Annotated in this window: 12 protein-coding genes; 8 read left to right on the plus strand and 4 right to left on the minus strand. The window is 71.3% G+C overall.

Features of this window, described 5'->3' with window-relative positions; all coding sequences use genetic code 11:
- The first annotated feature begins 41 nt into the window (after positions 1-41).
- A complete protein-coding gene (locus AB0M83_RS41110; protein WP_364526036.1) occupies positions 42-1,007 on the plus strand; it encodes a YafY family protein in 966 nt (321 codons plus the stop codon).
- Here the strand turns inward: AB0M83_RS41110 and AB0M83_RS41115 are convergent.
- Together AB0M83_RS41115 and AB0M83_RS41120 are read right to left on the minus strand one after the other, a co-directional pair.
- A complete protein-coding gene (locus AB0M83_RS41115) occupies positions 976-1,455 on the minus strand; it encodes an SRPBCC family protein (protein ID WP_364526038.1) in 480 nt (159 codons plus the stop codon). The genes AB0M83_RS41110 and AB0M83_RS41115 overlap by 32 nt on opposite strands.
- A 1-nt stretch (position 1,456) precedes the next feature.
- The gene (locus AB0M83_RS41120) at positions 1,457-1,792 is read right to left on the minus strand and encodes a metalloregulator ArsR/SmtB family transcription factor (RefSeq protein ID WP_364526040.1); all 336 of its coding nucleotides are present in this window, start codon (positions 1,790-1,792) and stop codon (positions 1,457-1,459) included.
- 91 nt (positions 1,793-1,883) lie between these two features.
- Here AB0M83_RS41120 and AB0M83_RS41125 point away from each other — a divergent pair, with 91 nt between their 5' ends.
- From AB0M83_RS41125 to AB0M83_RS41150, 6 genes are all read left to right on the plus strand, one after another.
- Positions 1,884-3,080 (plus strand): ROK family protein, encoded by a 1,197-nt coding sequence (locus tag AB0M83_RS41125; protein ID WP_364526042.1) that lies wholly within the window; start codon positions 1,884-1,886, stop codon positions 3,078-3,080.
- Between the two features lie 100 nt (positions 3,081-3,180).
- On the plus strand, positions 3,181-4,200 hold the full coding sequence (locus AB0M83_RS41130) for an ABC transporter substrate-binding protein (protein ID WP_364526044.1): 1,020 nt from the start codon (positions 3,181-3,183) through the stop codon (positions 4,198-4,200).
- Complete coding sequence (locus AB0M83_RS41135) at positions 4,197-4,970, plus strand: ABC transporter ATP-binding protein (protein WP_364526046.1); 774 nt, start codon at positions 4,197-4,199, stop codon at positions 4,968-4,970. Before AB0M83_RS41130 ends, AB0M83_RS41135 begins: the two co-directional genes overlap by 4 nt.
- A complete protein-coding gene (locus AB0M83_RS41140; protein WP_364526048.1) occupies positions 4,967-5,809 on the plus strand; it encodes an ABC transporter permease in 843 nt (280 codons plus the stop codon). The genes AB0M83_RS41135 and AB0M83_RS41140 overlap by 4 nt, the downstream gene beginning before the upstream one ends.
- Entirely contained in the window at positions 5,806-7,128 is a 1,323-nt protein-coding gene (locus tag AB0M83_RS41145; protein ID WP_364526050.1) for an LLM class flavin-dependent oxidoreductase, read from the plus strand. Before AB0M83_RS41140 ends, AB0M83_RS41145 begins: the two co-directional genes overlap by 4 nt.
- The gene (locus AB0M83_RS41150; RefSeq protein WP_364526052.1) at positions 7,125-8,021 is read left to right on the plus strand and encodes a TauD/TfdA family dioxygenase; all 897 of its coding nucleotides are present in this window, start codon (positions 7,125-7,127) and stop codon (positions 8,019-8,021) included. Before AB0M83_RS41145 ends, AB0M83_RS41150 begins: the two co-directional genes overlap by 4 nt.
- 58 nt (positions 8,022-8,079) lie before the next feature.
- Here the strand turns inward: AB0M83_RS41150 and AB0M83_RS41155 are convergent, their stop codons facing one another.
- Positions 8,080-8,538, minus strand: coding sequence for a hypothetical protein (locus AB0M83_RS41155; RefSeq protein WP_364526054.1), 459 nt, complete (start codon positions 8,536-8,538; stop codon positions 8,080-8,082).
- A gap of 104 nt (positions 8,539-8,642) precedes the next feature.
- Complete coding sequence (locus AB0M83_RS41160) at positions 8,643-9,830, minus strand: amidohydrolase (RefSeq protein WP_364526056.1); 1,188 nt, start codon at positions 9,828-9,830, stop codon at positions 8,643-8,645.
- Positions 9,831-9,909: 79 nt separating this feature from the next.
- On the opposite strand from AB0M83_RS41160, the gene AB0M83_RS41165 reads away from it, so the two are divergent.
- The gene (locus AB0M83_RS41165; protein WP_364526058.1) at positions 9,910-11,370 is read left to right on the plus strand and encodes an ornithine decarboxylase; all 1,461 of its coding nucleotides are present in this window, start codon (positions 9,910-9,912) and stop codon (positions 11,368-11,370) included.
- Positions 11,371-11,488: the final 118 nt, after the last annotated feature.

Consider the following 11,488-nt stretch of genomic DNA (forward strand, 5'->3'; position numbering starts at 1 on the left):
TGCGGAAGACTTCTTTCCGCGATTCGTGCGATCCTCGGAAGATGTTGCAGACCTCCGCCCGTCTCCTCCGGCTGCTGTCGCTGCTCGAGACGCGGCGCGACTGGACCGGCTCCGACCTGGCCGAGCGGCTGGACGTCACGACGCGGACCGTCCGCAGCGACGTCGGGAAGCTGCGTGACCTCGGTTATCCGGTCGAGGCCTCCCCCGGCGTCCGGGGTGGCTACCGCCTCGGCGCGGGCGCGCAACTGCCGCCACTGCTGCTGGACGACGACGAAGCGGTGGCCGTCGCGGTCGGGCTGCGGACGGCCACCGGGGTCGCCGGGATCGGCGAGACGTCGGTGCGGGCGCTCGCGAAGCTGGAGCAGGTGCTGCCCTCGCGGCTGCGGCACCGGGTGCAGGCGCTGCAGACCGCGACGGTCTCGGTGCCGGGCACCGGCCCCATCGTGGACGCCGAGGTGCTGACGGCGATCGCGGCGGCGATCCGGGCCGGCGAACGGCTGCGGTTCGACTACACCAGCCACGAGCGCGCGGCGAGCCGGCGCGACGTCGAGCCGCACCGGCTGGTCGGCCTGAACCGGCGCTGGTACCTCGTCGCGTGGGACACCGGGCGCGCCGGCTGGCGCACCTTCCGCGTCGACCGGATGACGCCGAAGGTGCCGAACGGCCCCCGGTTCACCCCGCGCGAGCCGCCGGAGGGCGACGTCGCGCAGTTCGTCCAGCGCAGCGTCGGCGCGGCGACCTGGCGCTACCACGCGAAGGTGCGCCTCCACGCGTCGGCCGGGTACGTGCGGGCCCGGCTGCCGGTCGCGGTCGAGGTGACGCCGGAGGGGCCGGACCGCTGCGTCGCCGAGGTCGGCTCGGACAACGCGGCCATGCTCTCGCTGTACCTCGGGCTGCTCGAAGTGGACTTCGAAGTGCTCGGGGCGCCGGAGCTGGCCGCCGAACTGGCCAAGACGGGTGAGCGGTTCCTGCGGGCTAGCGCAGGGAGTTCGCCAGCTCCTCGATGATGACCAGCTGCTCCCGGACGCCGACCTCCATGCCGGACTGCAGGATGGTGTCGCGCAGCTCCTTGCTGCCGGTCACGGTCAGCAGTTCGAGCCGCGTCCGGTCCCCGTCCAGGGCGGTGAAGGTGACGGTGTTGAGCGGGCCATCCACGGAGTCGAGGTCGACGCCGGGCAGCTCGAACACCGAGGTGTAGACGATCCGCTCGTCCGGCACGACCTCGCGGTACTCGCCGTGGAAGCCGACCTCGGCGCCGTCGTTCGCCTTCAGCACGTACCGCCAGCGGCCGCCGGGCCGCAGGTCCAGCTCGACTTCGGTGGCGGTCCCGCGGTGCCCGCTCCACCAGCGCCGCACCAGCTCCGGTGTGGTCCACACGCGGTAGACGAGGTGCTTCGGCGCGTCGAATTCGCGCGTGATCAGAATCCGGTCGTCGGCGGGGGTGGTGATCTCCACGTCACTGCTCCTGTTCCTTGAGTTCTTCGAGGACTTCGTCCATCAGGTCGAACCGCTCGGCCCACGTCCGCTCGTAGCGCTTGACCCAGTCGTGGATGGGCTTGAGCGCGGGCCCGTTGAGCCGGTAGAGCCGCTGCCGGCCGTCGCCGCGCACGTCCACGGCACCCACCTCCCGCAGGACGCGCAGGTGTTTCGACACCTGCGGCTGGGCGAGGCCGAGCAGGTCGACGAGGTCGCCGACGGACCGTTCGCCGCCCATGAGGACGTCGAGGATCTGCCGCCGCCGGGGTTCGGCGACCGCGTTGAAGGTGTCGGCGGTTGTCGCTGCTCGTGCCACGCGAGCCATCATATGCCCATATGGGTATGCGTCAAGAGCCCGCATCCTGGGCACGCTGTGCTCCCGCGCCGGTGTCTGCCACGATCGGGCCATGACGGCGGCGGCCGACGGTCCACAGAGGACGGATGCGCGCGGCGCCCGGCGCGGTGCCAGCGCGAGCTCCGTCCTGCGGGCGGTCCTCGACGAGGGGCCGATCGCGCGCAGCACCGTCGCGCGGCGGACCGGGCTCTCCGCCGCGGCCGTCACCGGGCACACGGCCGAGCTGCTGCGGCGCGGATTGCTGCGCGAGCTCCCGGAAACGGGAAAGCGCGGCGTCGGGCGGCCGCACGTGCCCGTCGACCTCGACACCGGGCGGCACGTCGCCGGCGCACTGCACCTGGCCGTGCACCACGCCACCGTCGCGCTGCTGGATGTGCGCGGAAATGTCTTGGTGCAGCACGAAGAACCGCACGGCGGCCTGGCCGCCGAAGACCTGCTCGCCCGCGCCGCCGAGATCCTCGACGACCTGCTGCTCGGGCACGCCCCGGACCGCGAGCCGCTCGGGCTCGGCGTCGCCACCGGCGGCTGGGTCGACCGCGCGTCCGGCACCGTCGTCGAACACCCGTTGCTGGGCTGGAAGAACGTACCGGTGCGCGACCTCCTAGTCGGAAGCACCGGCCTGGCCGTCGAAGTCGACGGCCACGCCCGGGCCCTCGTCCACGCCGAACGCCTCTTCGGACACACCCGGGCCCGGGAAAGCGTCGTGCAGCTCTTCGCCGGCAACGTGGTCGACGCCGCGTTCGCCACCGGCGACACCGTGCACCACGGGCCGCGCTCGGCCGCGGGCGCGGTCGCGCACCTGCCGGTCGACGACAGCGCCGAGCCGTGCCGCTGCGGGCGCACCGGCTGCCTCGAAGCCACCGTTTCGGAAGCGACGCTCGCGCGCAAGGCGGGCGTGCCCTTTCCGGAACTGCTCGCGCTCGCGGCGGCCGGGGAAACCGCGGCGGTGCGGCTGTTCCACGACCGCGCCCGGTTGATCGGGCAGGCCGCGGCCTTGCTGCTCGACGTGCTCAACCCGGCCGTGCTCGTCGTGGTCGACCGGAGTGTAGCCCAGGTCCCCGGGTGCCTTCCCGCCATCCGGGACGAGGTCCGCGAACGATCGCGCGCCTGCACTGATCCGGCGGAAACCATTGTTCCGACAAGCTTCCCGGGTACCGAACTCGCGACGGCCGGCGGCGCGGTGCTCCTCGACGTCCTCTTCGACGACCCGCTCGGTCCGCTTCCCACCCGGTTGTCGCGCGCCTCGTGAATCGCCGGAGTTATTTCACGAACTCGCAAAATTGACCGTCCGCCCGGCCGCCCCGAACAATCGGGGCATCCCCGCCGACTCCCGGAACGGACGAACCACCGTGAAGAAAACCTTGCCCCTCTTGGCCGCCGCCGCGGTGCTGCTCGCCGGGTGCGCGTCGGCCACGGCGACCGGCGCTCCCGGGCAACCGGAAAAGCTGGAGCTGCGCTACCAGGGCAGCGCGAACTCCGTGACGCTGCCCGAACTCGCCGAAGACCTGGGCTACTTCGGCCCCGTCAAGCTGAAGTGGGTCGGCAACACGATCAGCGGCCCGCAGGACATCCAGTCCGCCGCCACCGACCAGACCGACTTCGGCGGCGCCTTCACCGGCGCGGTCGTCAAGCTCGCCGAAGCCGGCGCGCCGATCAAGGCCGTCGTCAACTACTACGGCTCCGACGACCAGGCGTTCATCGGCTACTACACCAAAGAGGACAGTCCGATCCGGACCGCCCGCGACCTGATCGGCAAGAAGGTCGGCGTCAACACGGCCGGGGCCAACCTGGAGGCCGCACTCGACACCTGGCTGAAGGAGCAGGGGCTGTCCGACGACGAGATCAAGCAGGTCCAGCTCGTCGTCATCCCGCCGGTGAACGCCGAGCAGGCCCTGCGCAACGGCCAGCTCGACGTCGTCGCGCTGCAGGGCATCCTGCAGGACCACGCCCTCGCCGCCGGCGGCATCCGCTCGCTCTTCAGCGACGTCCAGGCCTTCGGACCCTACAACGGCGGGCCGTACGTGCTGCGCACCGACTTCGTCAAGAAGTACCCGGAGACCACGAAGATCTTCGTTTCCGCCGTGGCCAGGGCGATCGAGTGGGAGCGCACCACCCCGCGCGAGGAGGTGATCGCCCGCTTCACCAAGATCATCGAAGCCCGCGGCCGCAACGAGAACACCGGCACCCTCAAGTACTGGAAGAGCGTCGGCGTCACCCACGGCGGGCTCATCGCCGACAAGGACTACACGCTCTGGGAGCCGTGGCTGAAGCAGCAGGGCTACATCAAGGGCGACCGGATCGACACCTCGAAGCTCTACACCAACGAGTTCAACCCCTACCGCGACGGCGCCCCGGCGGTGACCAAGTGATCAGGATCCGTTCGGTGACCAAGACGTTCGGCGCGCTCACCGCCCTCGACGACGTCTCCCTCGACGTCGCCGACGGCACCTTCCTCTCGCTGGTCGGGCCGAGCGGCTCGGGCAAGTCGACGCTGCTCGACCTGCTCGGCGGGCTCACCACCCCGACGTCCGGCGAGGTGCTCATCGACGGCGAGCCGGTGCGCGGCCCGGGCCTCGACCGCGGGGTCGTCTTCCAGCAGTACGCGCTGTTCCCCTGGCGCACCGCCCGCGCCAACGTCGAGTTCGGGCTCGAAGGCGGGCCGCTCGGGAAGCGGCAGCGGGCCGAGCGGGCGCGCGAATACCTCGCCCTCGTCGGGCTTTCCGGCTTCGAGGACCGCTACCCGCACGAGCTGTCCGGCGGGATGAAGCAGCGCGTCGCGATCGCCCGCAGCCTCGCCTACGACCCCGCCGTGCTGCTGATGGACGAGCCGTTCGCCGCCCTCGACGCGCAGACCCGCGAGCAGCTGCAGGACGAGCTGCTGCGGATCTGGCGCCGGACCGGCAAGACGATCGTGTTCATCACCCACGGTATCGACGAGGCCGTCTACCTCGGACAGCGGGTGGCCGTGCTGACGTCGCGGCCCGGCCGGTTGAAAGCCGTCGTCGACATCGACCTCGGCGACCGCGCCGGGGACGTCCGCTCCGACCCGGCGTTCGGGCGGCAGCGCCACCGGCTCTGGGAACTGCTGCACGACGAGGTCCGCAAGGCGGCCCAACACGAACGGAGCGCGGCCGGATGACCACCACCCTCGAAGCACCGTCCGTCCACACCGGACCCGCGCCCGCAGCGCCACGACCACGGCGGTTCGCGAAGAAGCTCACCCGCACCGTACACGGCTCGGCCGCGGTCGTGCTCTTCGTCGCCCTCTGGGAGCTGCTCCCCCGGTTCGTCCTCGACGAGGGCACGCGGACCTTCCTGCCGCCGCTGTCGGAAGACCTGCGGGCGCTCTGGGAACTCGCCCTCGACGGCCAGCTCGCCGAGCACCTGCTGGCCAGCGTCGGGCGGTCGGCCGCCGGGTTCGCGATCGCCGTGGCGGTCGCGGTGCCGCTCGGCCTGCTGATCGGCTGGTACCGGCCGGTCGCGCGGTTCCTGCAGCCGCTGCTGGAGCTGGCCCGCAACACCGCCGCGCTGGCGCTGCTCCCGGTGTTCACGCTGCTGCTGGGCATCGGCGAGCTGTCGAAGGTCACCTTGGTCGTCTACGCGTGCGTGTGGCCGGTGCTGCTCAACACGATCGCCGGCGTCAACACGGTGGATCCGCTGCTGGTCAAGGCGGCTCGCTCGCTCGGCCTGTCCAGCCCGCGGCTGTTCCGGAAGGTGATCCTGCCCTCGGCGGTGCCGACGGTGTTCACCGGCATCCGGATGGCGGCGTCCTACTCGATCCTCGTGCTGGTCGCCGCCGAGATGGTCGGCGCGAAGGCCGGGCTCGGCTACCTGATCAACACCAGCCAGGTGAACTTCCAGATCCAGCAGATGTACGCCGGGATCATCGCGGTCTCGGTGCTCGGAGTGCTCGTCAACTCCGGCTTCGTCGTCCTCGAACGGCGGTTTTCGACCTGGCGCCCCAAGGAGAAGCCATGACCAGGCACCTGCACCTCAACGCGTTCGTGATGCCGAACGGCCACCACGAAGCCGCGTGGCGGCACCCGTCCACCGACCCGCACCGGGCGCGGACGCTGCAGCACTACGTCGACATCGCCCGGACCGCCGAGCGCGGCAAGCTCGACTCGCTCTTCCTCGCCGACGGCGTGGCGTTGTGGGGCAACGTGAAGCACAACTCCCACAGCCACTTCGAGCCGTTGACGCTGCTCTCGGCGCTCGCCGCCTCGACGGTCCACATCGGACTCATCGCCACGGCGTCGACGACCTACAACGAGCCCTACCACCTGGCGCGCAAGTTCGCTTCGCTCGACCACCTCTCCGGCGGCCGCGCGGGCTGGAACATCGTCACGTCCGCGGGCATCGACGAGGCCCGGAACTTCAACTTGGCGAAGCGGCCGTCGCATTCCGCGCGCTACGAACGCGCGGACGAGTTCATCGAGGTCGTCAAGAAGCTGTGGGACAGCTGGGACGACGACGCCGCGCTCGTCGACCGCGACACCGGCGTGTACGCCGACACCGAGCGCATCCGCGCGATCGAACACAACGGAGCACACTTCCAGGTCCGCGGGCCGCTCAACATCGAACGCCCGGTCCAGGGCCACCCGCTGCTGGTCCAGGCGGGCTCGTCCGAGACCGGCAAGGAGTACGCGGCCCGCCACGCCGAAGCTGTCTTCACCGCGCAACAGACGTTCGCCGAGGGCAAGGCGTTCTACGACGACGTCAAGGGGCGGCTCGCCAAATACGGCCGGACACCGGACGAAATCAAGATCCTGCCCGGCATCTCGCCGATCCTCGGCCGCACCGAAGCCGAGGCCCGCGAGCGTGAAGCCGAGCTCAACGCGCTGATCACGCCGGACTACGGGCTGCGGCAGCTGTCCAAAATGCTCGACCACGACGTCACCGGCTACCCCCTGGACGGCCCGCTGCCGGATGTCGGCAGCTTCACCGAAGGCGGTCAGAGCCGCTTCGAGCTGGTCGTCGGCTTGGCGCGGCGCGAAGACCTCACCATCCGGCAGCTCCTGGAGCGGCTGGCCGGCGGGCGCGGGCACCGCGTCTTCGCCGGGACGCCGGTCCAGGTCGCCGACGAGCTGGAGGCCTGGTTCACCGGCGGCGCCGCGGACGGCTTCAACGTCATGCCGCCCACCCTGCCCGGCGGGCTCGACGACTTCGTCGACCTCGTCGTCCCGGAATTGCAGCGGCGCGGGCTGTTCCGCACCGAGTACTCCGGCACCACCTTGCGCGAGCACTACGGCCTCGCGCGTCCCGCCAACCGCACCCGAGTGAAGGAGCCCGCATGACCACGCTGAGCACCGACGTCCGCAAGATCACCGGCAGGATCGGCGCCGAGATCATCGGCCTCGACCCCGCCGGCGACCTCGACGCGTCCCAGGTCGCCTTCCTGGCCGACGCCCTGCACGAGCACAAGGCTCTGGTGTTCCGCAACACCGAGCTCGACGACGAGGGCCAGCAGCGGTTCGCCGCGCGCTTCGGCGAGCTGACCAAGGCGCACCCGACGGTGCCCGCGGCCGACGGCGCGCCCACGATCCTGCCGGTCGACAGCGAGCTGGGCCGGGCCAACCACTGGCACACCGACGTCACGTTCGTGCTCAACCCGCCCAAAGCCAGCACGCTGCGCAGCCTGGTGGTGCCGCCCTACGGCGGGGAGACGCTGATCGCGAACGCGGCCGCGGCCTACCGGGACCTGCCCGGGCCGCTGCGGGCGTTCGCCGACACGCTGCGTGCCGTGCACACGAACGACTACGACTACGTCCAGCCGCCGGAGACGGTGGACGACAAGGAGCAGGCCCGGCGGGCCCAGTTCGTCTCGCGCAAGTACCGGACCGTGCACCCGGTGGTGCGGGTCCACCCGGTGACCGGCGAGCGCGGCCTGTTCATCGGCGGGTTCGCGCAGCGGATCGAAGGGCTGTCGGTGAGCGAGTCCCGCGATCTGCTGCGGCTGCTGCAGTCCTACGTGACGCGGCCGGAGAACGTCGTGCGCGTGGCGTGGGAGCCGAACCAGCTGGTGCTGTTCGACAACCGGATCACCCAGCACTACGCGATCGACAACTACGACGGCCTCCCCCGGCGCCTCAACCGGGTGACGGTGGCCGGCGACATCCCGGCGGGCATCGACGGGCGGCCGAGCGAGTCCTTGGAAGGGGACGCTTCGCACTACACCTCGGTGGCGTAGGCCGGGGGTGCTGGTGGCCGGCGACCTCCCGGCCACCAGCACCCGGGTGGCGAAGGCGCTAGCCCTGCTGACAGGTGGACGCGGTGCGGTAGCAGTTCGCGTAGTGGCTGATCACGTGGTTGACGTCGGTCAGCCGGATGACCACGTGGTCGATGCCGCCCGGAACATCGGTCGTCAGAGTCAGGGTGCCGTAGTCGATCCCGTGGTCCATGCTGTCGTGGGTGCACAGCCCGAGTTCGTCGGGGAAGGTCGCCACCCTGGTCGAACCCTGAAAGCCGGTCAGCGTCAGGCTGGCGCACTCGTCGGCCGAGGTCACGTTGGTCACGTGGCCGAACGTCACCGTTCTCGCGGACGCCGACCAGCTCATCGTCCCGGTGGCAGACATCGCCCGGCCTCCCGTGCTGTGGTTCACCACGACGGTGAAGCCGGACGGCGCGGCCGCCGCCACTCCCGTGGTCGCCACGGTGACGACCACCGCAGTCCCCAGTGCCGCACCGATCCGAGCCAGGATGCGCATGCATCGTTCCCTTCGACGAGTCCCCCGCGGTTCTGCCACGGCGGACACGCCCCGGCCCGCCCGGCGGTTGAGGCCGGGGCGGCCGGTTCACCCGAACGGCCGAATCAGCGCTCGTTGCGCGCCAGGTCCCGGAAGCAGTCCCACGCCCGGCTGACGAGCGCCGGGTGCGTCCGGAGGTCGATCGCCGTGCGGGCCAGTGCCGCCGCGGACGCCAGCATCGCCGAGCGGCCGCGCGGGCTCGCCGCCGCCGCGGCGAACTCCGGCGTGTGGTCGGAGTACTCCTCCGCCGTGATCGCCACGAACGGGTGGATCGCCGGGACCCGGACGCTCACGTCGCCGATGTCCGACGAACCCAGGAAGACCCCCGGCGCCGGCGGAGTCGCGTGGATCCCGCGCGCCGCCAGGTGCTCGGTGAACCGCTCGGACAGCACCGGGTTGTCGCGGAAGTGGGCGTAGCCGCGCCCGAGACGTTCGACGTCGACCTTCGTGCCCGTCGCGAGCGCCGCGCCCTGCGCGCCCGTCGTCACGTCCTCGACCAGGCGGTCCAGCGCACCGGTCGTGAGCGCGCGGAGCCCGAAGCGTCCCTCGGCGCGGTCGGGGACGATGTTCGTCGCCTCGCCGCCGTGGGTGATGATCCCCTGGACATGGGAGCCGGCGGGCAGCCGCTGGCGCAGTGACGAGACCGCGCCGAACGCCTGGATCAGCGCGGCGAGCGCGTCGATGCCGGCTTCCGGGTCGCCGGTCGGGTGCGCCGCGCGGCCGTGGAAGGTCACCTTCAGCTCCACCTGCGCGGTCAGCGGGGCCCAGGACCACGAGTGGACGCCGGGGTGGACCATCAGGGCCGCGTCGACGTCGTCGAACACGCCCGCCTCGGCCAGCGCCACCTTGCCGCCGCCGCGTTCCTCGGCGGGACACCCCACGACGAGCAGCGAGCCCGGGCTGTCCGCCAGCACGGCGCGCGCCGCCAAGGCGGCTCCGAGGCCGGCCGCGGCGATCAGGTTGTGGCCGCACGCGTGGCCCAGCCCGGGCAGCGCGTCGTACTCCAGCAGCAGCGCGACGCACGGCCGCCCGCTCCCGGCCCGCGCGAGGAACGACGTCGGCAGTCCCGCGACGCCGGTTTCGACGGCGAAGCCGTCCTCGGCGAGCTCCCGGGTCAGGCGTTCGGCGGCCGCGTGCTCCTCATAGGACAGTTCCGGCCGTTCGTGCAGCGCGGTCGCGACCGCCCACAGCCGTTCGTCCAGCCGCTCGATCCGCTCGTCGGCCCGCTCGTGCAGCTCTTCGTGCCACTCCATGCCCATCGGAATACCCCCACCACGCACGGTCACACCAGCGGCAGTGTTTCACACGGACCGAATGCGGTTACTCGCGCGCATGGACCACACCAAGGCACCGGTGCTGGAAGCGTTGCGCGACTACCACCGCATCGGCTACGTCCCGTTCAACGCGCCCGGCCACAAGCAGGGCCGGGGTGTCGACCCGCGAGTGCTGGAGATCGTCGGCGCGAAGGTCTTCGAGTCCGACGTCATCGCGCTCAACGGCCTCGACGACCGGCTGATGCGCCAGGGCGTGCTCGCCGAAGCGCAGGAACTGATGGCCGACGCGGTCGGCGCCGAGCACACGTTCTTCTCCACCTGCGGCAGCTCGCTTTCGGTGAAGAGCGCGATGCTCGCGGTCGCCGGGCCGCACGAGAAGCTGCTGGTGCCGCGGCACGTCCACAAGTCGGTGGTGTCCGGGCTGATCGTCAGCGGCGTCCAGCCGGTGTGGGTGCGGCCGCACTGGGACGCCGGGCAGCACCTGACCCACCCGCCTGGCCCGCGGGAGTACGCGGAGGCGTTCGAACGGGACCCCGACGTGAAGGGCGCCCTGATGGTGACGCCGACCGACTACGGCACCTGCGGCGACGTCCGCGCGGTCGCGGAGTTCTGCCACGCGCGCGATCTCCCGCTGATCGTCGACGAGGCGTGGGGCGCGCACCTGCCGTTCCACGACGGCCTGCCGCCGTGGGGGATGTTCGCGGGCGCCGACGTGTGCGTCACGAGCGTGCACAAGATGGGCGCGGCCGTCGAGCAGAGTTCGGTGTTCCACCTGCAGGGCGACCGCGTGGACCCGAACGTGCTGAAGTCGCGCGAGGACCTGCTCGGCACCACGAGCCCGAGTTCGCTGGTGTACGCCGCCCTCGACGGCTGGCGGCGGCAGATGGCCGAACAGGGCAAGGAACTCCTGGACGGCGCCCTCACCCTGGTGAAGTCGGTGCGCGGCCGGCTATCCGACCTCGGGTTCACGGTGCTGCACGACGAGTTCCTCGGGCCGGACCTCGCGGATTCCGTGGACCCGCTGAAGGTCGTGCTCGACCTCGCACCGCTGGGCATCAGCGGGTACCAGGCCGCCGACTGGCTCCGCGAGCAGCAGCACGTCACCGTCGGGCTGTCGGACCATCGCCGGATCGTGGCCCAGATCAACCATTCGGATGACGACGAGACGACGGGCGTGCTCGTCTCCGCGCTCGAAGCGCTGCTGAAGGCCGCGCCGGGGTTCAAGACGCCGCCGAAGGTCGAGATCCCGCCGCCGGCGGAGTTCGAGCTGGAGACGGCGATGCTGCCGCGCGACGCGTTTTTCGGCCCGGCGGAGCAGGTCTCGTTGGACGAGGCACCAGGCCGGATCGCGGCGGAGATGATCACGCCGTACCCGCCGGGCGCTCCCGGCGTGCTGCCGGGCGAAGTGATCACGAAGCCGATCCTGGATTACCTGCGCAGCGGGCTGGAGGCGGGGATGGAACTGCCCGACCCGGCCGACTCCGAGCTGAAGTCGGTCCGGGTGGTCGCCCGGCAGTGAGGAAGGGCCGGGTCGGGCATCTTCGGGCGCGACCCGGCTTTCGTCAGGATCGCGGAAAGGGTCACCTCGGATGCAGTGAATGACTCATTCCTGGCGTCGGATGCCAGGAATGAGTCAT

The sequence above is a fragment of the Amycolatopsis sp. NPDC051106 genome (genome assembly GCF_040682775.1).
GTDB lineage: Bacteria > Actinomycetota > Actinomycetes > Mycobacteriales > Pseudonocardiaceae > Amycolatopsis.